This window comes from Enterobacter sp. 296B2, assembly GCF_034106185.1.
In the GTDB taxonomy this organism is placed as follows: domain Bacteria; phylum Pseudomonadota; class Gammaproteobacteria; order Enterobacterales; family Enterobacteriaceae; genus Enterobacter; species Enterobacter cloacae_N.
Genome location: NZ_JAWNCA010000048.1, coordinates 1 through 21,293, shown reverse-complemented (window position 1 = coordinate 21,293; position 21,293 = coordinate 1). Strand labels below are relative to the sequence as shown.

Sequence of the window (21,293 nt, the reverse complement as noted above, 5' to 3'; positions counted from 1 at the left end):
TAGATATACCTTCAATAGTGGTTTTTCTATTGAGTTTTTTATTTTTGTTATTTATTTCATATGTAATCAACAAAGATAATTATACTGAAATAGTTAAATTATATGAACAGCAATTTGGTCAATTACCGCTAACAGCAAGAATGTCTAAAAATGCCAGTTTAATAGGTACACCGAGTGCTTATCATGCAAAAATTGGATTTATAATGGGAAGCCTGATATTTCCCTACAACCGGGTAACTAATCATGATATGAGTATTGAAGCATATAATTTTATACGCCATTTACCTAGAGAGCTAACTTTTGGGTTCAAAATCGAAGCGGCACTTTGGGTTATTTCTATATCAGCAATGGCTATCGCAATGTGTTCTGAAGCATTCATTTGATAAAAAAAGGGACTTTAACGAGTCCCTTTTTTTATTTATATCTTTATTTTTTCTTAATCATTTCCAGCGTAGTGGCTTTATCCTGAGAAAATAAATCCCCGGCTACTTTTTGATTAGGATATTGTGGGTCAGCAGGAAACCCGGCAGTATGATGAAGAATATCAGTTATGCGAAGGGCATTTTTACCTTTAATTGCATCGCTAGGTGAGTCGCTGAAACCCGGAATATATTTCGAAACCAGATCATTAACGTTTATCTTTCGTTCGATTTCCTCGTAACCCATTGAAAATGCAGGTATTGAATTGTATTCCTTCTGCTAATTCCCTCTCCCTGTGGGAGAGGGTCAGGGTGAGGGGCAACAACCGCACTCACCCCAGATACTCAATCACCGACAGCCCGCCGTTATAATCCGTGCTGTAGATAATTCCCTGCGCGTCCACAAACACGTCGCACGACTGGATCACCTGCGGGCGATTCGGCCGCGTGTCCATCATTCTCTCCGGCGCGGCGGGCACCAGCGCCCCGGTTTCCACCGGGCGATACGGGTTGGAAATGTCATATGCGCGCACGCCCGCGTTCTGATACGTCGCAAAAATCAGCGTCGAGCTGACAAAGCTCCCCGGCCGGTTCTCGTGCAGATTGTGCGGGCCAAAGTGCGCCCCTTTCGCCACGTAGTCGGTTTCATCCGGCTGCGGGAAGGTCGAGATGCTTACCGGGTTCGACGGCTCTCGGATATCAAACAGCCAGATGAGCTTCTCGCCGTCCTGCTGGTTATCCAGCACCGCTTCGTCCAGTACTACCAGCAGATCGCGGTCCGGCAGCGGCAGCGCGGTGTGAGTTCCCCCGCCAAACGGCGGGCTCCAGTTGCGGTGGCTAATCAACTTCGGCCGGGTGCGGTCCTTCACGTCCAGCAGCGCCAGGCCGCCGTCGCGCCAGCTGCCGTAGGCGGTATCCCCCGCGATAATCGCGTGGTGCAGTGCGTAGCGTTTCCCTTCAGGCCAGTTCGGCTGTTCGCCTGCGGACTGGTTCATCCCCGGCAGCCACCAGCGCCCCGCCACCTCGGGCTTTCGCGGGTCCGCCAGGTCGATGGTCAGGAAGATGTAGTCGGTAAAGCCGTCGATCAGCGCCGACACGTAGGCCCAGCGCCCGCCAACGTACCAGATGCGGTGAATGCCGATGCCGCTCAGCGACAGAAAGCCGATTTCGTGCGGCCTGTCGGGTGTGGAGATATCAAACACTCGAAGCCCGGCGCTCCAGCCTTTGTCCTGCACGTCGCTGACGGTCTCCCCCACCTGGCGGGTGTAGTAGACCTTCTCGTCGGCAAAGCGGGCATCGGCAAACAGATCCCGGGCGTTAATCACCAGCAGCAGGTCGTCATGCGCCTGCAGGTGCACGTTCCAGGTGCCGGGCGGCGCGGGCACATAGCCCGCCGCTTTCGGGTTTTTCGGGTCGCGCACGTCAACAATCGAAAAGCCCTGCGACACCATATGGCCGATATAGGCGAAGCCGCGATGCACCATCAGCTGCACGCCGTCCGGGCGGCCGCCCTGGTCGCTATGGCCAATCAGCCGCATATTGCGGCTGTATTCTGGCGTAGGAAGCATGCTCATTTATTTTTCGCTTCCAGCGTCGCAAACCACGGCGCGATGAAATCTTCCGTCTGGCCCCAGCCCGGTATGATTTTCCCCAGAGACGCCACGTTCACCGCCCCTGGCTGGGCGGTCAGCAGCGCCTGCGGAATGGCCGCCGCTTTGAAATCGTAAGTTGCTGGCGTCGCTTCTCCTGCAATCTTATTGGCGATCAGGCGCACGTTAGTCGCGCCAATCAGCTTCGGATCCACCGCCACGCTCACTGCCCACGGGCTGCCCGGTTCGCGCATCAGCTGCAGATCCTGGTTGGAGATGTCGATGCTGTAGAGCTTGATCTCGGTGCGTCCATTTTCTTTCAGCGCCTTATACGCGCCCTGGCTAAAAGCGTCCCAGGTGCCCCAGATGGCGTCGATTTTACCCTTCGGGTATTTCGCCAGGATCGCACCCACCTTGTTGGCGGTATCGCCCTGCACATCAGAGGAGACGGCGCCGATGGACTCCAGCTCTTTAATATCCGGGTACTGCTTTTGCAGCGCTTTATAGGCTGCCTGACGGCGCTCCATCGGCGGGAAGCCCGCGACCCACAGCTTGACGATATTCGCCTTGCCGTTGAAATCTTTCGCCAGCTGGCCGAAAGAGAGGTTCGTCAGGGAGGCGTCGTCCTGCTGGGTGACGGTCACGCCCGGGATCTCGCCGTTAACGGCGGTATCAAAGACGGCAACTTTGATACCGGCATCCACCGCTTTCTTCACCAGCGCGGTGGAGTACGGATCGCGCCCCTGAGAGAGAATAATCCCGTCATATTTCTGGCTGATCGCCTGGTTAACGAAGTCCTGGAATTTGGCGTCATCGCCGTTGCTTAAAAAGGTGCTGACCTTAAAGCCGAGCTTTTTCCCTTCCTGAATCGCCCCGGCAACAAACTGCGTGGTGTTGTCATCCGAGCCCAGGTTGCGGATCACCGCGATGCGAATGGGGCCGTCATGGTTGGCAATGGCCGCCGGAAGCGGCGCGGGCGTGGCCGCGAAGCCCGGCAGAGCAGTGAGCAATCCAAGTGCCACCAAAGAGAGTGCAATCTTTTTCATTTTTTATCCCGTTGTGTTGTCAGCGTTTTTGTATGTAGGTAATCGCCAGTGCCACCGCGAGCACCAGCCCTTTTATAATGTCCATGGCATAATACGGCACTGAGAGCATCACCAGCCCGTTCGACAGCACGCCGAGAATGACCGCCCCGACCAGGGTTCCCAGCGCGTTCGGCTTGCCGGAGCCTGCCAGCGAGAAGCCAATCCACGCCGCCGCCACCGCATCCATCAGGTATCCGCCGCCCGCATTCACCTGCGACGATCCAATGCGGGAGGCCAGCAGAATGCCGCCCAGCCCCGCCAGCAGCGAGGCAATCACGTAGGCCGCCACCTTGTAGCGCGTGGTGCGAATGCCCGAGAGGCGCGCCGCTTCCGGGTTGCCGCCGATGGCGTACATCCGGCGTCCGTGAGTGGTCAACGAAAGGCCAAGCTGCGCCAGCACGGTCACCACCAGCATGACGATCACAATGGTCGGCACCTGCCCCAGCAGGCTAAACGCCGCCGGAATGGTCCCTTCCGCCATATCGCCGCTCGGCAGCACCATGTTCTCGGTAATCGACCCGCCGTAGCTGTAGGTCATCGCCACGCCCTGAATGACGAACAGGCTGGCAAGCGTCGCGAGCATGTCCGGAATACGCAGGATGACGATCAGAAAGGCGTTAAACAGCCCCACCAGCGTGCAGAGCGCGAGAGTGATCAGAATCGACTCGGTGGTACCAAAGCCGTGCCAGACGAAAAGGGAAATCACCAGCGCGTTCGCCAGCGACGCGGTGGAGCCCACGGAGAGATCGAACCCGCCAACGGTCAACGAAATTGACACGCCAACGGCAATCACCGTCACGATGGCAATCGAGCGCAGAATGTTGATGATGTTGTTCGGATCGAGGAAGCTGTCCGACGCCAGGCCAAAGACGGCCACCAGCGCGACGACGGTTAACAGCATGCCCCACCTGTAGAGAAAATCAAAAAGTTGCTGACGGCCAGACGCTGCCGCCGTTACTGAAAGGGCCTTGCTCACGACGCCGTTCCTCCGGTTGAATAATAAAGTAGTGTCTCTTCGCGGGCCTCCGCCCCGGCGATTTCCGCCACGATACGCCCGTCCCACAGCACGCAGATGCGGTCGCACAATCCCACCAGTTCAGCAAATTCGCCCGAGGCGTAAATCACCCCTTTGCCCTCGCGCGCCAGGCCGTCAATCAGCTGGAACAGGTCGGTTTTGGCCTTCACGTCCACGCCCTTGGTCGGCTCGTCGAATATCAGCACGCTGGCGTCATTGCGCAGCCACTTGCCGATGGCGACCTTCTGCTGGTTGCCGCCGGATAAGCGGCGCAGCACCTGCCCCGGCCCACGCGCGCGCACGCCGACGCGGGCAATCACCTCTTCCGCCCAGCGCCACGCCTGACGATGGCCGAACAGGCCCCAGCGCGAAAAGCTGTTATCGGCGCACACGGCAAGGTTCATGCTCACCGGCTCGTCGATAAAAATGCCCTCTTTGCGCCGCTCCTCCGGCACCAGCGCCAGCCCGCGCATCACCGAATCCGCCGGGTCCCGCGGCGTCCAGGACTGATGATTCAGCTCACCGCGCGCCACGCGGCTTTTGGTGGCGCCAAACAGCGCCTTGCAAAGTTCGGTTTTCCCCGCCCCCGCCAGCCCGGCAATCCCGAGGATTTCGCCTTTGCGCAGGTGCAGGGAGATATCTTTCAGCAGCGCGTCGTCGTGCAGCCCCTCAACGCGCAGCAGCGTCTCTTCGCCGTGCGGGGGCCGCGCGGGCGGATAGATATCGCTCAGCACGTGGCCGAGCATCTTCTCGACGATCGCTTCGCCGCTAAGATCGGCCATCGGGCCGGATTCGATCAGCCTGCCGTCGCGCAGCACCGTTAAGGTGTCGCAGATGGCCTTCAGCTCGTGAATGCGGTGGGAGATAAACACCACGCCGATGCCCTGCTGCTTTAAACGTCTCACCACCGTAAACAGACGCTCGCTCTCGTGCGCGTCCAGCGGCGCGGTGGGTTCATCAAGAATCAAAAAACGGCAGTGATGAGACAAGGCGCGCGCCAGCAAAATCTGCTGCTTTTCGGCCAGCGAACAGCTGTCGATGGAACGGCGCACGTCCAGCGTAACGTCAAGCTGCGCCAGCGCCTGCCTCGCCTGCTGGCTGACGCCGCGCCAGTTGAAACGATGCCCCGGCAGCGCCAGTTGGTCGAGCATAATGTTTTCAGCGATGCTTAACCCCGGGATCAGCGCCACATCCACCTCCTGCTGTACGAGGTGGATCCCCAGCCGTTTGGCATCAAGCGGTTCACGGATGCTCACCGGCTGATTGTTGATGCTGATCTCGCCCTCATAGTGGTCGTGCGTGCCGCACAGCACCGCCATCAGGGTCGATTTCCCCGCGCCGTTGGCACCGGTCAGCGCATGTACCGACCCGCCGGTTAAGGTGAAATTCACGCACGACAGCGCCTGAAAACCGGAAAAGGCCAGGCTGATACCGCGCATTTCAAGGCGACTGGAAACCATCCGCGTAAATCCTTCATTACTCTTCTGATTTATCGAATTTTTCACAGCTCCGGTTGACTGACAACGACGGAAAAGGCATAACTTAAAGCGAAATATTATTAGCCATCCGGATGTCCAGACATAACATCGGGTTAGCGCTTGCTAAAAAGGACAACACCATGAGCAACACCGATATCCGCGTCGTGCCCGGCCCGGCGAACTACTTCTCTCATCCCGGAAGCCTTGCGCAGCTGGATAACTTCTTTACCCCGGAACAGCTTTCCCGCGCGGTATGGATCTACGGCGAGCGCGCTATCGAAGGTGCGCGCCCGTTCCTGCCGGAGAGCTTTAACGCGCCGGGGGCGAAACACCTGCTGTTTAAAGGCCACTGCAGCGAGCGCGACGTCACCCATCTGGTGAACGAGTCCGGCAGCGACGCCAGCGTGGTGATTGGCATCGGCGGCGGCGCGGTACTGGATACCGTCAAGGCCGTGGCGCGCCGCTTAGGGGTGCCGTTTGTGGGCATCCCTACCATTGCCGCCACCTGCGCGGCGTGGACCCCGCTCTCCGTCTGGTACAACGATGCCGGTCAGGCGCTGCATTTTGAGATCTTCGACGACGCCAACTTCCTGGTGCTGGTGGAGCCGCAGATCGTCCTTAACGCCCCGGAGGAATATCTACTGGCGGGCATCGGCGATACGCTGGCGAAGTGGTATGAGGCGGTAGTGCTTGCCCCGCAGCCTGAAAATCTGCCGCTGACCGTGCGGCTGGGCATCAACGGTGCGTTGGCGATCCGCGACGTACTGCTGGAACACAGTGAGCAAGCGCTGGCCGACCAGCAGCGCGGCGAACAGACGCAGGCGTTCCGGGACGTGGTGGATGCAATTATCGCAGGCGGCGGGATGGTCGGCGGCCTGGGCGAACGCTACACCCGCGTGGCGGCAGCGCATGCGGTACACAACGGATTAACCGTGCTGCCGCAGACGGAAAAATACCTGCACGGCACCAAGGTGGCCTACGGCATTCTGGTGCAGAGCGCCCTGCTCGGCCAGGACGACGTGTTGGCGCAGCTGATGGCGGCGTACAAGCGCTTTAACCTGCCGACCACGCTTCACGAGCTGGAGGTCGACATTAATAACCGGGAAGCGCTGGATAAGGTCATTGCCCACACCCTGCGTCCGGTGGAGTCGATTCACTATCTGCCGGTTGCGCTAACGCCTGACGTTCTGCGCGCCGCGTTTGAGAAAGTGGAATCCTTCAGCCGTTAATCGCGCCGACGGGCTATACCTAATGATGATTCTTACCACTCTCGTAACGAGGTCATCATGCAGATCGATTTAACAGGTAAAAAGGCGCTGGTTACCGGCGCCAGCCGCGGGCTGGGCCGGGCAATTGCACTCTCGCTGGCGCGCGCCGGTGCGGATGTGATTATTACGTATGAAAAATCGGCCGATAAAGCCCAGGCGGTCGCCGATGAGATTAAGGCGCTGGGACGGCACAGCGAAGCCGTGCAGGCGGACAGCGCCAGCGCGCAGGCGATTCAGGATGCCGTCACCCATGCGGCGCGTTCCCTTGGCGGGCTGGACATTCTGGTCAACAACGCCGGGATCGCGCGCGGCGGCCCGCTGGAGTCCATGACGCTGGCGGACATTGACGCCCTTATCAACGTCAACATCCGCGGCGTGGTGATCGCCATTCAGGAAGCGCTGGTGCATATGTCCGACGGCGGGCGCATCATCAACATCGGCAGCTGTCTGGCAAACCGCGTGGCGCAGCCGGGCATTGCCGTTTACTCGATGACCAAATCTGCCCTTAACTCCCTCACCCGCGGACTGGCCCGTGATTTAGGGCCGCGCGGCATTACCGTTAACCTGGTGCACCCCGGCCCGACCAACAGCGATATGAACCCGGAAGACGGCGAACAGGCTGACGCTCAGCGTCAGCTTATTGCCCTGGGCCATTACGGCCAGCCGGAAGACGTCGCGGCGGCGGTCACCTTCCTTGCCAGCCCGGCTGCTAGTCAGATCTCCGGTACCGGTCTGGACGTAGACGGCGGTTTGAACGCCTGATCGCATATTTTCTGCAAGCCTCTGTCGCCCGGCAGAGGCCTTCCCGAGCGCTCTCGACGGTTCGCGTTTTGCCGCTTTCTCCCGTTTTTTCTCCGCTCTACAGTAGGCCATTAGAAATTCAGAATTTATCTAATAGTCTTATTATTTCCTTATGTTTTGTGTGGGCATACAGTGGAGGTACGGATGAAGATTGTGTGGTCAAAGGTAGCAAAGAAGTCGTTGTCCCGAATTGATAGTCGCTTTCGACAACGCATTGAAACAAAACTGGCTGAACTGGATGACCGCTCGGCTCCCCGCCCCGATATCATAAAAATATCGGTTTTAGAAAATCATTACCGGTTACGCGTAGGCGATTACCGCATCCTTATTACGCTGCGGGACGATCCGGATAACGATTGTTATGTTGTGGACGTTAAACGTAGAACATCAACCACTTACCTGCATGAGGAAAGAGCTCCCTATGGCTGTTCAGCTGATTAAGGACAATAATGGGAAAACACAGTTCGTGGTCATGCCCTATGACGAATACTTTCGTATGTGCTTACAGATGGCAGAGATTGACGACGAAACCGACGACGATTTGGAGGATATTGAAGTCGAACACGATTGCTATGATGACGTGGAATTGCCCGGAGAAGTGTGCAGCATCATGACCTGGCAGAACGTCAGCCTGCAGGCCGCGTGGCGTATCCTGCGCGGCATGTCCCAGCAGGAGGTGGCTGAGAAACTCGGCATCAGCCAGTCTGCCGTGTCACAGCTGGAAGCGCTGGACTCCAGACCGCAAAAGCGCACCCGTGAAAAGCTGGCGGCCATCTACGGCTGTAAACAGGAGCAAATCAGCCTCTATTTACCTAAAGAGGGTTAACAGCACTTCGCCCCGCCCTTGCCGCCGTAGCGGGCATCCTGACGGTCGCGGAAAAATTCTTCGTAGGTCATGGGCGTCTGGTCCGGATGGTTGACGCGCATATGCTCGACGTAGTTGTCGTAATCCGGCACACCAATCATCATTTTGGCGGCCTGGCCCAGGTACTTACCTGCTTTGGAAAGGGTGTCGAACATAGGTCGTTTCTCGCATGTTCCCCTCACCCCGGCCCTCTCCCCAAAGGGGAGAGGGTATTAAAAGTCCCCTCTCCCCTTTGGGGAGAGGGTTAGGGTGAGGGGTATATTTGGTTAAATTAATGCGCCCCTTTCGCCTGGGTGACAATCTCTTCCAGGTTTTCAGGCATTGGCTCGTACGGCGTCTCTTTCGCTGTTGGCTTATCGTTTTTCAAAGCCGCCAGCGCGGTCTTGAGAGAATACAACGCCAGCACCACGACCACCACCATAAAGAAGATGGTCAGCCCGGCATCCAGACGGTTGTTAAACACCAGTTGCGACAACTGGGACTCAGTGTACTGCGCCGGGATCTTACCGCTGTCGATCATCGCCTGGAACTTGTTGGCGATCGCCAGGAAGCCCACCTTGTTGTCCGGGCTGAAGGCTTTCTGCCAGCCCGCCGTCAGGGTACAAATCAGCAGCCACGCGGTGGGCACCAGCGCCACCCAGGCGTAACGCTGGCGCTTCATCTTGAACAGCACCACCGCGCAGAGCATCAGCGCCATGCCTGCCAGCATCTGGTTGGCGATACCGAACAGCGGCCACAGGGTGTTAATCCCGCCCAGCGGATCCACCACGCCCTGGTGCAGGAAGTAGCCCCACGCCAGCACACACAGCGCTGTCGCCAGCAGGTTAGCCGGGAGCGAGTCGGTACGCTTCAGGTTCGGGGAGATCACCCCCAGCAGGTCCTGCAGCATAAAGCGCGCCGCACGGGTTCCCGCATCCACCGCCGTCAGGATAAACAGCGCCTCAAAAAGTATGGCGAAGTGATACCAGAACGATACGTCCATCAGCCCGCCCAGCGCGCCGTGGAGGATGTAGGCCATGCCCACCGCAAGCGTAGGCGCTCCGCCCGCACGGGAGATGATCGACTGTTCGCCCACCTCATCAGCAATGTGCGTCAACGTTTCCGGAGTAATCGCAAAGCCCCAGCCACTCACCACCTGCGCGGCAGAGGCCACCACGTCAGCGGTTCCGGCCGGGGCCAGCACCGCCATCGGGCTGTTCATCGCGAAGTACACGCCCGGGTCAATAATGCAGGCGGAAACCAGCGCCATAATCGCCACAAAGGACTCCATCAGCATGCCGCCGTAGCCAATCAGGCAGGCCTGATTTTCATTCGCCAGCATCTTCGGCGTGGTCCCGGAGGCAATCAGCGCGTGGAAGCCCGACACCGCGCCGCAGGCGATGGTGATAAACAGGAACGGGAACAGGTTGCCGGTCCAGACCGGACCGGTACCGTCGATAAATTTGGTCAGCGCCGGCATGGTCAGGGTCGGACGCATAATCAGAATGCCAATCGCCAGCCCGACGATGGTGCCGATTTTCAGGAAGGTAGAGAGGTAGTCACGCGGGGCCAGCAGCAGCCACACCGGCAGCACCGCCGCCACAAACCCGTAGCCCACCAGCATCCAGGTCAGCTGTACGCCGGTAAAGTCGAAGAACGGCGCCCAGGTCGGGCTTTCCGCCACCCAGCCGCCGGAGATAATCGCAAACACCAGGAACACCAGGCCAATCACCGACACTTCACCGATGCGGCCCGGGCGCAGGTAGCGTATGTAGATCCCCATAAACAGCGCCAGCGGAATGGTGAAGGCAACCGTGTAGGTCCCCCACGGGCTGTGGGTCAGCGCTTTCACAACGATCATCGCCAGCACCGCGAGGATGATCACCATGATCATAAAGGTCGCCACGAGGGCAATCACCCCGGCGGTTGCCCCCATCTCCTCTTTCACCAGCTCGCCCAGCGAACGGCCGTCGCGGCGGGTGGAGACGAACAGCACCATAAAGTCCTGCACCGCCCCCGCCAGCACCACGCCCGCGAGGATCCAGATCATCCCCGGCAGGTAGCCCATCTGCGCCGCCAGCACCGGCCCCACCAGCGGACCCGCCCCGGCAATCGCCGCAAAATGGTGACCGAACAGCACTTTTTTGTCGGTCGGCACATAGTCCAGACCGTCATTGTGGCGCACGGCAGGCGTCATGCGCGTGCCGTCAACCGCCAGCACGGTATTGGCGATATAGCGGCCATAAAAACGGTACGCGATCAGATAAATGCAGACGGAGGCGACGACGATCCAGAGCGCATTGATCTGTTCCCCCCGGTTGAGGGCGATATAGCCCAGGGCAAAGGCTCCCACAACGGAGAGCACCGCCCATGTAAGGTATTTCCCTGAGTTGTTCATAGCTGTTATCCGTTGTTGTGAAACAGTGAGATGTTACATTTTGTTTCTAGAACAACGGATAAAATTTAACAACTTTGAAACGCAATAATGCGTGGTCAAACCAGAGATTTACACCACAGTGTTAAGCCGATCACTTTCAGCCGAATGGCCTACCCCAGCACCATCGTACTCAACCGACAGGTGCAGCACCGCCGCCCCTGTTCGTCGAATACCACGATCTCCCAGCTCTGACTCGAACGCCCCAGATGCAGCGGCTGGCACACCCCGCGCACCTTACCGTGAGAGACGGCGCGATGGTGCGTGGCGTTCAGCTCCGTGCCCACCACGCTCTGCCCGTCGCGGGTCATCAGAAAACCGGCCATTGAGCCCAGCGTTTCCGCCAGCGCCGCCGACGCCCCGCCGTGCAGCAGGCCAAACGGCTGATGGGTGCGCGCATCCACCGGCATCTCCGCTTCCAGCGTGTCGTCCCCGAGGCGGGTATAAACGATGCCCAGATGTGCCACAAGGGTGTTCACGCTGGTGGCGTTCAGTTCTTCAGGCGATAAATGACGTTTCCAGATCATCAGGCCCCCAGCGTGGAGCCGCCGTCCACCACAATATCCTGCAGGGTGATATGGCTGGCGGCATCGGATGCCAGGAACAGCACCGTGCTGGCAATCTCCTGCGGACGGGCAATCTTGCCCAGCGGAATACCGAGCTTGAACTGCTCGCCAAAGCCACGAATACGCTGCTGCTCCGCATCGTCGCTTTTCCACAGGGTGCGCTGCATGTCGGTGTCCGTTGAGCCCGGCGACACCAGGTTACAGCGCACGCCGCTGCCCGCCAGCTCCAGCCCGACGGTCAGGGCCAGGCTTTTCAGCGCCGCTTTCGAGGCACCGTAGGCGCTCATGCCGATGCGCGGCGCGTGTGCCGCGTCGGATGCCACAGTGACAATCGCCCCGCCCTGCTGACGGCGGAACTGGCCCATCGTCTGCTGGAACAGGTTGAACGCGCCGCCAACGTTGACCGCAAAGGTCTGCTGCCAGTCCTCCTGCGAGAGCTGGTCCGTCGCCCCCATACGCAGAATGCCCGCCGCGTTGACCAGCACGTCCAGACGTTCGAGGGTATTAAGCAAACGGCCACACGTATCGCTGACCTGAGCAAAATCCGCCACGTCCAGCGTCTCGGTGGCGAAGGGGTAATCGCCCTGCGGGAAGGCCTGGTCGAACCCGGTCACCTCTGCGCCCGCCTCAGCAAACGCCAGCGCCGTCGCGTAGCCAATCCCCTTCCCCGCGCCCGTTACCCAGACGGTTTTGCCGGTAAAATCAAAACGCATTACTTCACCTCGCGGGAGAGCAGCGCCCACCAGGCGTCGATTGTTGGATTTTTTGCCAGCATCACGAAATCGATATCGCCGTGCACTTTGCGCCAGCGGGCGGCCAGCGCCATCATGCGCACCGAGTCCAGACCGTAGTCGATCAGGTTTTCGTCATCCATCGGCTCGTCGGACTCGTCCAGTAAAGGCAGGATCAGCTCGCGTAGCGCGGCTTTCGAGGCCGGAACGGACGGCAGTAGTTCGTCGGTCATCACCACGCGGCCCGAGCGTCCTGCCACGTAGTTGAGCGACATCAGGTGCTCGTCGCGGGTGAAATCCGCCAGCGCGTCGGCAATGAAGAACGGCTTGATGTCGCGCATAAAGGCATCGGTGGCGGTGGTCATACAGCCGATATGGGCGTAAACGCCGGTAATCAGCAGCTGGTTGCGGCCCGTCTCTTTTAGCATCTGCTCCAGCGGCGAGCGGTGGAACGCGCTGTAGCGCCACTTCACCAGCACCGTGTCCGCTTCGTCCGGGGTCAGCTCAGCGACGATGCGCTGCTGCTCCGGTGAGCGGGTCAGGCCCGGCCCCCACATGTCGTTCAGCAGGGCGCGATCTTCGTCGCTCTGCTCTTTCGGCTGGGCGGTGTAGTACACCGGAATGTTGTGCGCTTTGCACCAGGCGCGCAGTCTGGCGATGTTCGCCACCACCTGCTGCATCATCGCGCTGTTTTCGCCCCAGAAGTTCAGGAAATACTCCTGCATATCGTGGATTAGCAGCGCGGCGCGTTCCGGCTCAAAGCTCCAGTTCACCTTGTTGGTCGGCAGCTCTGCGGCAGTCGGCAGCGCGTAAGCGGTTAATTTTGGAATGGCCATACTCTGTTCCTCAGCCCTGTGCCCGTTCAGCAAGCCACAGGCGCAGCTGTTTCTTATCGACTTTGCCGACCGGCGTTAACGGAAGCGCATCCACGCTCTCCACGCGGTCCGGCAGCTTAAATTCGGCAACGCCCTGCTCGCGCAGGAAGCGACGCACCTCGACCGCGCGCAGGGGCTGTTTCACCACCAGATACGCACAGCTTTTTTCGCCCAGCAGGCTGTCCTCCATGCTCACCAGCGCGGCGTGGATCACCGCTTCGTGGCGCAGCAGCAGGTTTTCGATCTCTTCGGCGGCGATCTTCTCGCCGCCGCGGTTGATCTGATCCTTCTCACGCCCCTGTACGGTGATGTAGCCCTGCTCGTCAATGGCGATCAGATCGCCGGAGCAGTAAAAGCCGTCTGCGTCGAAGGCGCTGGCGTTGTGTTCCGGGCTGTTGAAATAACCGCGGAAGGTATACGGTCCGCGCGTCATCAAACGCCCGACCTCACCGCGCGGCAGCGGGTTGCCGTCCTCGTCCGCCACCCACACTTCGTCGTCCGGGCACATCGGACGGCCCTGAGTGTTGATGATGCGCTCCGGCGCGTCGTCGAGCGCGGTGTAGTTCACCAGGCCTTCCGCCATGCCGAACACCTGCTGAAGCTGGCAGCCGATTTCCGCCGGAATACGCGCCGCAAGCGTGGCGGACAGACGCGCGCCGCCCACCTGCAGCAGCTTCAGTGATTTAAGCTGCGCGTTGCCCGCCCCGTCGGCAATCGCCTGAAGCCAGAGGCTGACAGCAGGCGGCACCAGCGAGGTGACGTTAATCTGATGCTGTTCAATCAGCGGGAAGCAGAGCGTGGCGCTCGGATCGTTCGCCAGCACCACGCAACCGCCTGCCGTGAAGACGCCCAGCGATCCCGGCGAGCTCATGGCATAGTTATGCGCCGCAGGGAGCGCGTTCAGGTAACGCGTTTCGGCGGTGATACCGCAGATCTCGTTGCTGCGGCGGATGCTGTAGTCGTAATCGTTGTGCGTGCGCGGGATCAGCTTCGGCGTGCCGGTGCTGCCGCCGGAGAGCTGGAAAAACGCTACTTCGTCGGCGGGCGTCGGGTTCGGAATGAAGTTGTCCGCCGGACGCACAGTCGCCGCTTCCAGAGCATGTGCGCCCTTATCGCCGCGCAGCAGCACGGCGCGAACCGAGCGGTGTTCATCCACGAAGGTATTAAGAAAATCATCGCCCGCGAACAGGGCATGGTCGCGATCGGCGATCAGCACGGCGGGTTTGATCTGCACGGCGTAGGCGTTCAGCTCGCTGCGCTGATGGCTAAAGAGCGCGTTCACCGGCACGACGCCGATCTGCAGCAGCGCGAAGAAGGTGATGTAGAACTCGGCCACGTTGCCGAGCTGCACCAGCGCGGTCTCGCCGCGGTGCAGCCCCTGCGCCTGAAGGGCGGACGCCAGATTGTTCACCGCCTGATGAAACGCGCGGTAGGTGATGCGCCGATCGCCGTCGATAATCGCCACGGCATCGCTGTCCGCATGGTCCGTCAGGATGTGGGTCAGCGGCAGATCCAGCCAGTAGCCTTTTTCGCGGTAGCGCCGTGCGAATTCCTCAGGCCAGCGGGTAAAGGGAATGGTCATGAGTGTTCCTTAGTGCAGGCCAAACACGTTGAGCATGGTGGAGAGCTTCACGCCGGTTTCGCGCCACTCGCCCACCGGCGAGGAGGCGGGGACAATGCCCGCACCGGCAAACAGGCGAACGGTGTTTTTATGCAGACGCGCGCAGCGGATGGTTACCACCCACTCGCCGTTGCCTTCGCTGTCGCACCAGCCGACGATGCCGCCGAACAGCTCGCGGTCGAACGGCTCCAGCTCGGCGATCAGTTCTTTCGCCGCCTGATGCGGGAAGCCGCTCAGCGCCGGGGTCGGGTGCAGCAGGCAGGCCAGGGTCAGGGCGTTTTCGTTCTCGCGCGCGTCGCCTTCAACCGGCGTCGCCAGGTGCCACAGCGTCGGCGTGGTAATCAACTGAGGAGAATCAGGCATGCTGAGATGGTGGCTGCGCGGAGCCAGAATGGCCTTCATCGCCTGGGTGACCAGATCGTGCTCGTGACGGTCCTTTTCGGAAGCCAGCAGCTTATTACCCGCTTCGCGATCCAGCACGTCGTCCGGCTGACGGCGCGCGGAGCCTGCCAGCGGCAGAGAGCTAAAGTGCCTGCCCTCTTTGCGAAGCAGCAGTTCCGGGCTGGCGCCGAGCAGCACGCCGCCGTCTTCCAGCGGCACGTGGAAGTTAAAGCTAGCCGGGTTCTGGGCGATCAGACGCTCCATCAGCGCGCCGCTGTCTATATGTTTGTCGGTGGCAATATCAATCAGACGCGACAGCACCACCTTGTTCACCTGCGGCGTGGCGGTCAGCGACGCGGCGCGGGCGACCATCTCTTCAAAAACGGGCTGAGCGGGGATCTCGGTGCGCTGTTCCACCTTCAGCGCCTGCGCGCCGGAGAAATAGCGCGCGGACTGCTGACGCGCAGGACGGGAAAACGTCTCCCAGCGTTGCGGAATAAACAGTGACGACGGCTTGCGGGTATCAAACGGGATGGCCCCTACCATGACGGGATGGGCGATGCCGCTGGCTTTTGCATTCCGGAAAGCCTGGGCGAATTTCTGCTGGAAGTGCCCTGCCGGATCGTCGCCGCCGACGGCAGGTTCAGAGAAGCGGGCAAAACAGCCTGAGGTAGTAAAACTGCGATAAGGCGACATAAAGAAAAAGCTGTCTGATTGCAGCGTGGTCGCGGCGTGCTGAACTTCCTCAGCCAGGGACGTGTCCATATCATCCTCCTCAAAATGATAAAAGAAGCAATAATGATTATCATTTATATTTTCGTCGGCTAACCTAATCCCACATCGCCCCGCTGTCAACCATCGGGTAAAGACTTGTGCGACAAACGCTTGCATCCCTCCCTCACAACCATGAAAATGAGAAGCATTATCTTCAACAAAAACAGGATGCCGCTCAGTGAAATTCCCTGCCGTTTGCCGCAATGCCCTCTTTTTGACAGGACTTTTTGTTTTAGGACTAACCTCAGCCACCGCCGCAGACTGGCCGCGCCAGGTGACCGACAGCCGCGGCGTGCATACGCTGGAGCGCAAACCGACGCGCATTGTCTCCACCAGCGTGACCTTAACCGGCTCCCTGCTGGCAATTGACGCGCCGGTCATCGCCAGCGGCGCAACCACGCCGAACAACCGCGTGGCGGATGCACAAGGTTTTCTGCGCCAGTGGGGCGATATTGCGAAACAGCGTAAGGTTGCGCGGCTGTACATCGGCGAGCCGAGCGCCGAAGCGGTAGCGGCGCAAATGCCGGACCTGATTTTGATCGGCGCCACCGGCGGGGATTCCGCGCTGGCGCTGTACGATCAGCTCTCCGCCATCGCCCCGACGCTTATCATTAACTACGACGACAAGAGCTGGCAGGCGCTACTGACCCAGCTGGGCAGCATCACCGGACAGGAAAAACAGGCAGCCGGGCGCATTGCCGAGTTTGATAAACAGCTCGCGCAGGTGAAACAGCAGATGAAGCTGCCGCCGCAGCCGGTGAACGCCATCGTCTACACCGCCGCCGCGCACAGCGCCAACCTGTGGACCGCGGAATCGGCGCAGGGCAAGCTGCTGCACCAGCTGGGCTTTACGCTGGCCGCTCTGCCCGCCGGGCTGCACACGTCAAAAAGCCAGGGCAAACGCCACGACATTATTCAGCTGGGTGGGGAAAACCTGGCGACTGGGCTGAACGGCGAAGGGCTGTTTGTGTTTGCCGGCGACCAGAAAGACGTGGATGCGATTTACGCCAACCCGCTGCTGGCGCATCTACCTTCGGTGAAAAACAAACGGGTTTGGGCATTGGGAACCGAGACGTTCCGCCTGGATTATTACAGCGCGATGTTGGTATTACAGCGTTTAGAAGCACTCTTTGGGTAACGGCTGCGCCCGGTGGCGCTTCGCTTACCGGGCCTACGGGTGCAAAATGTAGGCCGGGTAAGGCGCAGCCGCCACCCGGCAAATCACACCGGAGCACTCTCCTGCCTGAATCGGCGCAATTCTGCCAACGTCATTAATAAAATCACACCAATAATTGCCAATACAAACCCGCTGCTGCTCGCCGAAGCCACCGGGGTCATCATCGCCCCCAGCCCACCGAGGATCGCCGCGCCAATCGCATCGCCCGTGACGTTCTGCGCCGTCCACAGGCCATTAATGCGCCCGAGCATGCCTTCCGGCGTCTGGGTCTGGATCAGGGTGTACTGAAGCAATGAGCTGATGGCGCTCAGCCAGCCGAAAATCACCAGGCACAGTACGCCCAGCGCCCACACCGGCATCAGGCTAAAGAAGCCGATGGCGATAAACGAGGCCAGCGTGGCAAGCAGCATAATCAGCCCCGGACGCGCGCTCTGCGCCAGGTTGCCGCTGGTCAGCGCCCCGCACGCCGCGCCGAGCGGAATGGCGGCGTACAGCACGCCAATCTCCGAGGCGCTCATCTGCCACTCGCCCGCCAGCGCCGGGTAGAGCACGCGCACGGCGCTCGCCATCGTCAGCAGGCCGCCGAGCAGCGCAATGCCGCCAATCAGCGGGTTGCTGAACAGAAAACGAATCGCGGCCATCAGCGATTTCAGAGGATGCTCGCGCGGCTGCGGCGGAGGTGGCAGCAGCGGCAGGCGCAGCAGCGTTAGCGTGGTGATAAAGGTCCCCGCCGCCGCCAGCCCGTAGTTCCACGCCACGTTGCCAGTCGCCAGCAGCAGGCCGCCCACCATTGGTGAAATCACCGAGCCGAGGCGCACGGTGAGCATGGTGATCGCCCCCGCCTGCATCAGATTCTCGCGCCCGACCAGCGCGGGCGTTGCCGCCAGCAGCGCCGTCACGCCTAACGAGGCGAAGAAGCCGTCCCACAGCCCCAGGGCATAAATGGCAATCAGCGACGGCTCCGGCAGCATCGCGTTCAGACACAGCCCGATAAAGCCCACGCCGCAGGTGCCGCGCGCCAGCAGGATCAGCTTTTTACGCTCGTAGCGGTCCGCCAGCACGCCGCCGACCATCAGGCCGATGAACATCGCCCCGCCGGTTAAGGTGACGGATAACCCCACCAGCCAGCTGGAGTGCGTCATGGTCTGGATCTGGACCGGCACGGCCACGCCGAGCAGCCCGAGGGATAAAATAGAGATAAAGCGAGCGATAAAAACGGCGCGATACGCCGGGTGCGTTTTCAGCAGGCTGAGGTTGAGCAGCCAGGATTTTTGATTCATGACAAAGCCTTGAGTCTATTTCTACCCATTCAATGGGCGCACATGCTAACATAGCCAAATAAGATAGATAACGATAATCACTATCATTATCAAATCATGGATGTTGCTATGTCGTTTTCCTCTTCTGCGGTGCGCACCGCTGCCGCGCCCGTTTTACTGCTGCTCCTGAGCCTTGCGGTTGCACTCAGCCTGCTGGTCGGCGCGAAGCCGCTGCCCGCGTCCGTTATCGTTGATGCGCTTACCGGCACCTGCCAGAGCGCAGACTGCATTATCGTGCTCGACGCCCGACTGCCACGCACGCTTGCCGGGCTGCTGGCGGGTGGCGCGCTTGGCCTTGCCGGTGCCCTGATGCAAACCCTTACCCGCAACCCGCTGGCGGACCCCGGCATTCTCGGCGTCAACTCCGGCGCCAGCTTTGCCATCGTGCTCGGCGCGGCGCTGTTCGGGTTGACGTCGCCCTCTGAACAGCTGGTGATGGCCTTCTGCGGCGCGCTGGCCGCCTCGCTGGTCGTCGCCTTTACCGGGAGCCAGGGCGGCGGGCAGCTGAGTCCGGTACGCCTGACGCTTGCGGGCGTGGCGCTCGCGGCGGTGCTGGAAGGCTTGTCCAACGGCATCGCCCTGCTCAACCCGGACGTCTACGACCAGCTGCGCTTCTGGCAGGCTGGCTCGCTGGATATCCGCACCCTCGACACGCTGAAAGTGGTGGCGATCCCGGTCGCTATCGCTGCCGCCGTGACGCTGTTTTTGAGCCGATCGCTCAACAGCCTGAGCCTCGGCAGCGACACCGCCACCGCCCTCGGCAATCGGGTGGCGCGCACGCAGCTGATTGGTCTGCTCGCCATCACCGTACTCTGCGGCAGCGCGACCGCCGTGGTCGGCCCGATCGCCTTTATCGGTCTGATGATGCCGCACATGGCGCGCTGGCTGGTAGGGGCGGATCACCGCTGGTCGCTGCTGGTGACGCTGCTTGCAACCCCTGCCCTGCTGCTGTTTGCCGACGTGCTGGGCCGCCTGCTGGTGCCCGGCGAGCTGCGCGTCTCGGTGGTCAGCGCCTTTATCGGCGCGCCGGTGCTGATCTTCCTGGTTCGTCGTAAACGCGGAGGTGGCGCATGATGGCCCCGTCCCGCCGTTTACTGACCAGCGTCTCGCTGCTGCTTCTCGCCATTCTGCTGCTGGCGGTCTGGAGCCTGCGCAGCGGCGCGGTGTCGCTCGACTTTACTCAGGTGGTTAACGCCCTGCTCGGCAGCGCGCCGCGCAATATCACCATGGTGGTGACGGAGTGGCGACTGCCGCGCGTGGCGATGGCGATTCTGGTCGGCGCGGCGCTCGGCGTGAGCGGTGCGATATTCCAGTCGCTGATGCGCAACCCGCTCGGCAGCCCGGACGTGATGGGCCTCAATACCGGGGCCTGGAGCGGCGTGCTGGTGGCGATGGTGCTGTTTGGTCAGCACCTGACGGCGATTACCTTTACGGCGATGGCGGGCGGCATTCTGACGTCCTTACTGATCTGGGCGCTGGCCTGGCGCAACGGCATCGACACCTTCCGCCTGATCGTCATCGGGATCGGCATCCGCGCCATGCTGATGGCCTTTAACACCTGGCTTTTACTGCAGGCCTCGCTGGAAACCGCGCTCTCCGCGGGGCTGTGGTACGCCGGTTCCCTCAACGGCCTGACGTGGGGCAAAACCTGGCCCGCCGCGCCGCTGATTGTGCTGATGTTTATCGGCGCGCTGCTGCTGGTGCGACGTATGCGCCTGCTGGAGATGGGCGACGACAGTGCCTGCGCACTGGGCGTGGGCGTCGAGCGCTCGCGCCTGATGCTGATGCTGGTCGCCGTACTGCTGACCGCCGCCTCCACCGCGATCGCCGGGCCGATCTCGTTTATCGCCCTCGTGGCACCGCACATCGCCCGCCGTCTTAGCGGAACGGCGAGGTGGGGATTAACCCAGGCAGCGCTGTGCGGCGCGCTGCTGCTATTGGCCGCCGATCTCTGCGCCCAGCGGCTGTTTATGCCTTATCAACTGCCGGTGGGCGTAGTGACCGTCAGCCTCGGCGGGATTTACCTCATCGTCTTGCTCGTTCAGGAGTCACGCAAGAAATGACAGATTCAACCACCCGCTTGCGCGGCGAAAACCTCACCCTCGGCTACGGCAAAAAAATCATTGCCCGTGACTTATCCGTTGCCATTCCGGACGGCCACTTCACCGCGATTATCGGGCCGAACGGCTGCGGTAAATCGACTCTGCTGCGCACGCTGAGCCGCCTGATGACGCCGGCTGAGGGCAGCGTGTTCCTCGACGGGGAGCAGATCCAGCGCTTCGCCAGCAAAGAGGTGGCCAGGCGCATCGGGCTGCTGGCGCAAAACGCCACCACGCCGGGAGACATCACGGTGCAGGAGCTGGTCTCACGCGGGCGCTACCCGCACCAGCCGCTGTTTACCCGCTGGCGCAAAGAGGACGACGAGGCGGTGAACCGCGCGATGCAGGCGACGGGAATTACCGATCTCGCCCGGCAAAGCGTGGACACACTCTCCGGCGGGCAGCGTCAGCGCGCGTGGATCGCGATGGTGCTGGCGCAGGAGACCTCCATCATGTTGCTGGACGAGCCGACGACCTGGCTCGACATCAGCCATCAGATTGACCTGCTGGAGCTACTGAGCGAGCTGAATCGCACGCAGGGGTATACCCTGGCGGCGGTGCTGCACGATTTAAACCAGGCGTGCCGCTACGCCACGCATCTGATTGCCCTGCGAGACGGTGAGATTGTGGCGCAGGGCGCGCCGAAAGAGATTGTGACGCCGGATCTGATCGAGAGGATCTACGGCATGCGCTGCATGATTATTGACGATCCGGTAGCGGGCACGCCGCTGGTGGTGCCGTTAGGTCGGCGGTAATTGCCGGGTGGCGGCTACGCCTTACCCGGCCTACACTCGGCTCCCGTAGGCCGGGTAAGGCG

The 21,293-nt window shown here is 60.7% G+C and carries 21 protein-coding genes and 1 pseudogene; 9 read left to right on the top strand and 13 right to left on the bottom strand.

Annotation, left to right across the window (positions count from 1 at the left end; genetic code table 11):
• Window positions 1-5 precede the first annotated feature (5 nt).
• Window positions 6-383, top strand: coding sequence for a hypothetical protein (locus tag URZ40_RS22190; RefSeq protein ID WP_320721158.1), 378 nt, complete (start codon window positions 6-8; stop codon window positions 381-383).
• A 49-nt stretch (window positions 384-432) separates the two neighbouring features.
• Here the strand turns inward: URZ40_RS22190 and URZ40_RS22185 are convergent.
• The 5 genes and pseudogenes from URZ40_RS22185 to URZ40_RS22165 form a co-directional block, all read right to left on the bottom strand.
• Window positions 433-648 (bottom strand): annotated as a pseudogene (locus tag URZ40_RS22185) (serine hydrolase); the annotation flags it as partial.
• A 103-nt stretch (window positions 649-751) separates the two neighbouring features.
• Window positions 752-1,993, bottom strand: a complete 1,242-nt coding sequence (locus URZ40_RS22180) for an LVIVD repeat-containing protein (protein ID WP_320721156.1) — start codon at window positions 1,991-1,993, stop codon at window positions 752-754.
• Window positions 1,990-3,054: a sugar ABC transporter substrate-binding protein gene (locus tag URZ40_RS22175; RefSeq protein ID WP_116341243.1), complete on the bottom strand. Its 1,065-nt coding sequence runs from the start codon at window positions 3,052-3,054 to the stop codon at window positions 1,990-1,992. The genes URZ40_RS22180 and URZ40_RS22175 overlap by 4 nt, the downstream gene beginning before the upstream one ends.
• 19 nt (window positions 3,055-3,073) lie before the next feature.
• Complete coding sequence (locus URZ40_RS22170; RefSeq protein ID WP_232935925.1) at window positions 3,074-4,069, bottom strand: ABC transporter permease; 996 nt, start codon at window positions 4,067-4,069, stop codon at window positions 3,074-3,076.
• Window positions 4,066-5,568, bottom strand: a complete 1,503-nt coding sequence (locus URZ40_RS22165) for a sugar ABC transporter ATP-binding protein (RefSeq protein WP_320721155.1) — start codon at window positions 5,566-5,568, stop codon at window positions 4,066-4,068. Before URZ40_RS22165 ends, URZ40_RS22170 begins: the two co-directional genes overlap by 4 nt.
• Window positions 5,569-5,726: 158 nt before the next feature.
• Between URZ40_RS22165 and URZ40_RS22160 the strand changes: the two genes are divergently transcribed.
• The 4 genes from URZ40_RS22160 to URZ40_RS22145 all read left to right on the top strand — a co-directional run bounded on the left by URZ40_RS22160 (window position 5,727) and on the right by URZ40_RS22145 (window position 8,481).
• Window positions 5,727-6,815, top strand: coding sequence for an oxidoreductase (locus URZ40_RS22160; protein ID WP_316380952.1), 1,089 nt, complete (start codon window positions 5,727-5,729; stop codon window positions 6,813-6,815).
• Between the two features lie 57 nt (window positions 6,816-6,872).
• Complete coding sequence (locus tag URZ40_RS22155; protein WP_316380954.1) at window positions 6,873-7,616, top strand: 3-oxoacyl-ACP reductase family protein; 744 nt, start codon at window positions 6,873-6,875, stop codon at window positions 7,614-7,616.
• Window positions 7,617-7,799: 183 nt separating this feature from the next.
• Window positions 7,800-8,096 (top strand): type II toxin-antitoxin system RelE/ParE family toxin, encoded by a 297-nt coding sequence (locus tag URZ40_RS22150; RefSeq protein WP_316380956.1) that lies wholly within the window; start codon window positions 7,800-7,802, stop codon window positions 8,094-8,096.
• Window positions 8,077-8,481 carry a helix-turn-helix transcriptional regulator gene (locus URZ40_RS22145; RefSeq protein ID WP_316380957.1) on the top strand — a complete coding sequence of 135 codons (405 nt, stop codon included), beginning with the start codon at window positions 8,077-8,079 and terminating at the stop codon, window positions 8,479-8,481. Before URZ40_RS22150 ends, URZ40_RS22145 begins: the two co-directional genes overlap by 20 nt.
• Here the strand turns inward: URZ40_RS22145 and URZ40_RS22140 are convergent.
• The 7 genes from URZ40_RS22140 to entC form a co-directional block, all read right to left on the bottom strand.
• The gene (locus URZ40_RS22140) at window positions 8,478-8,675 is read right to left on the bottom strand and encodes a YbdD/YjiX family protein (RefSeq protein WP_006809671.1); all 198 of its coding nucleotides are present in this window, start codon (window positions 8,673-8,675) and stop codon (window positions 8,478-8,480) included. The two genes, URZ40_RS22145 and URZ40_RS22140, sit on opposite strands and share 4 nt — an antisense overlap.
• A gap of 116 nt (window positions 8,676-8,791) precedes the next feature.
• Window positions 8,792-10,897, bottom strand: coding sequence for a pyruvate/proton symporter CstA (gene cstA / locus URZ40_RS22135; protein ID WP_163330488.1), 2,106 nt, complete (start codon window positions 10,895-10,897; stop codon window positions 8,792-8,794).
• Between the two features lie 149 nt (window positions 10,898-11,046).
• Complete coding sequence (gene entH, locus URZ40_RS22130) at window positions 11,047-11,460, bottom strand: proofreading thioesterase EntH (RefSeq protein WP_116341260.1); 414 nt, start codon at window positions 11,458-11,460, stop codon at window positions 11,047-11,049.
• Window positions 11,460-12,212: a 2,3-dihydro-2,3-dihydroxybenzoate dehydrogenase EntA gene (entA, locus tag URZ40_RS22125; protein WP_320721154.1), complete on the bottom strand. Its 753-nt coding sequence runs from the start codon at window positions 12,210-12,212 to the stop codon at window positions 11,460-11,462. The genes entH and entA overlap by 1 nt, the downstream gene beginning before the upstream one ends.
• Entirely contained in the window at window positions 12,212-13,066 is an 855-nt protein-coding gene (locus tag URZ40_RS22120; protein ID WP_116341264.1) for an isochorismatase, read from the bottom strand. Before URZ40_RS22120 ends, entA begins: the two co-directional genes overlap by 1 nt.
• Window positions 13,067-13,076: 10 nt before the next feature.
• Window positions 13,077-14,687 carry a (2,3-dihydroxybenzoyl)adenylate synthase EntE gene (entE, locus tag URZ40_RS22115; protein ID WP_320721153.1) on the bottom strand — a complete coding sequence of 537 codons (1,611 nt, stop codon included), beginning with the start codon at window positions 14,685-14,687 and terminating at the stop codon, window positions 13,077-13,079.
• A gap of 9 nt (window positions 14,688-14,696) precedes the next feature.
• On the bottom strand, window positions 14,697-15,872 hold the full coding sequence (entC, locus tag URZ40_RS22110) for an isochorismate synthase EntC (protein ID WP_316380962.1): 1,176 nt from the start codon (window positions 15,870-15,872) through the stop codon (window positions 14,697-14,699).
• Between the two features lie 187 nt (window positions 15,873-16,059).
• Here entC and fepB point away from each other — a divergent pair, with 187 nt between their 5' ends.
• Complete coding sequence (gene fepB / locus URZ40_RS22105) at window positions 16,060-17,019, top strand: Fe2+-enterobactin ABC transporter substrate-binding protein (RefSeq protein WP_316380964.1); 960 nt, start codon at window positions 16,060-16,062, stop codon at window positions 17,017-17,019.
• Between the two features lie 83 nt (window positions 17,020-17,102).
• Here the strand turns inward: fepB and entS are convergent, their stop codons facing one another.
• A complete protein-coding gene (entS, locus tag URZ40_RS22100) occupies window positions 17,103-18,338 on the bottom strand; it encodes an enterobactin transporter EntS (protein ID WP_316380965.1) in 1,236 nt (411 codons plus the stop codon).
• 108 nt (window positions 18,339-18,446) lie between these two features.
• On the opposite strand from entS, the gene fepD reads away from it, so the two are divergent.
• From fepD to fepC, 3 genes are read left to right on the top strand one after another with little or no spacing between them, the layout of a single operon-like run.
• On the top strand, window positions 18,447-19,451 hold the full coding sequence (gene fepD, locus URZ40_RS22095) for a Fe(3+)-siderophore ABC transporter permease (protein WP_320721152.1): 1,005 nt from the start codon (window positions 18,447-18,449) through the stop codon (window positions 19,449-19,451).
• Window positions 19,451-20,440: an iron-enterobactin ABC transporter permease gene (fepG, locus tag URZ40_RS22090; RefSeq protein ID WP_320721157.1), complete on the top strand. Its 990-nt coding sequence runs from the start codon at window positions 19,451-19,453 to the stop codon at window positions 20,438-20,440. The genes fepD and fepG overlap by 1 nt, the downstream gene beginning before the upstream one ends.
• Complete coding sequence (fepC, locus tag URZ40_RS22085) at window positions 20,437-21,231, top strand: iron-enterobactin ABC transporter ATP-binding protein (RefSeq protein ID WP_163330495.1); 795 nt, start codon at window positions 20,437-20,439, stop codon at window positions 21,229-21,231. The genes fepG and fepC overlap by 4 nt, the downstream gene beginning before the upstream one ends.
• Window positions 21,232-21,293 lie beyond the last annotated feature (62 nt).

What these genes read in the sequence shown, in the direction of transcription:
- URZ40_RS22140 (WP_006809671.1), bottom strand. Translation starts at nt 8,675, where the DNA reads ATGTTCGACACCCTTTCCAAAGCAGGTAAGTACCTGGGCCAGGCCGCC.
- URZ40_RS22175 (WP_116341243.1), bottom strand. Translation starts at nt 3,054, where the DNA reads ATGAAAAAGATTGCACTCTCTTTGGTGGCACTTGGATTGCTCACTGCT.
- URZ40_RS22150 (WP_316380956.1), top strand. Translation starts at nt 7,800, where the DNA reads ATGAAGATTGTGTGGTCAAAGGTAGCAAAGAAGTCGTTGTCCCGAATT.
- URZ40_RS22165 (WP_320721155.1), bottom strand. Translation starts at nt 5,568, where the DNA reads ATGGTTTCCAGTCGCCTTGAAATGCGCGGTATCAGCCTGGCCTTTTCC.
- fepG (WP_320721157.1), top strand. Translation starts at nt 19,451, where the DNA reads ATGGCCCCGTCCCGCCGTTTACTGACCAGCGTCTCGCTGCTGCTTCTC.
- URZ40_RS22155 (WP_316380954.1), top strand. Translation starts at nt 6,873, where the DNA reads ATGCAGATCGATTTAACAGGTAAAAAGGCGCTGGTTACCGGCGCCAGC.
- URZ40_RS22160 (WP_316380952.1), top strand. Translation starts at nt 5,727, where the DNA reads ATGAGCAACACCGATATCCGCGTCGTGCCCGGCCCGGCGAACTACTTC.
- entH (WP_116341260.1), bottom strand. Translation starts at nt 11,460, where the DNA reads ATGATCTGGAAACGTCATTTATCGCCTGAAGAACTGAACGCCACCAGC.
- fepD (WP_320721152.1), top strand. Translation starts at nt 18,447, where the DNA reads ATGTCGTTTTCCTCTTCTGCGGTGCGCACCGCTGCCGCGCCCGTTTTA.
- URZ40_RS22120 (WP_116341264.1), bottom strand. Translation starts at nt 13,066, where the DNA reads ATGGCCATTCCAAAATTAACCGCTTACGCGCTGCCGACTGCCGCAGAG.
- fepC (WP_163330495.1), top strand. Translation starts at nt 20,437, where the DNA reads ATGACAGATTCAACCACCCGCTTGCGCGGCGAAAACCTCACCCTCGGC.
- cstA (WP_163330488.1), bottom strand. Translation starts at nt 10,897, where the DNA reads ATGAACAACTCAGGGAAATACCTTACATGGGCGGTGCTCTCCGTTGTG.
- entC (WP_316380962.1), bottom strand. Translation starts at nt 15,872, where the DNA reads ATGGACACGTCCCTGGCTGAGGAAGTTCAGCACGCCGCGACCACGCTG.
- entA (WP_320721154.1), bottom strand. Translation starts at nt 12,212, where the DNA reads ATGCGTTTTGATTTTACCGGCAAAACCGTCTGGGTAACGGGCGCGGGG.
- entE (WP_320721153.1), bottom strand. Translation starts at nt 14,687, where the DNA reads ATGACCATTCCCTTTACCCGCTGGCCTGAGGAATTCGCACGGCGCTAC.
- URZ40_RS22180 (WP_320721156.1), bottom strand. Translation starts at nt 1,993, where the DNA reads ATGAGCATGCTTCCTACGCCAGAATACAGCCGCAATATGCGGCTGATT.
- entS (WP_316380965.1), bottom strand. Translation starts at nt 18,338, where the DNA reads ATGAATCAAAAATCCTGGCTGCTCAACCTCAGCCTGCTGAAAACGCAC.
- URZ40_RS22145 (WP_316380957.1), top strand. Translation starts at nt 8,077, where the DNA reads ATGGCTGTTCAGCTGATTAAGGACAATAATGGGAAAACACAGTTCGTG.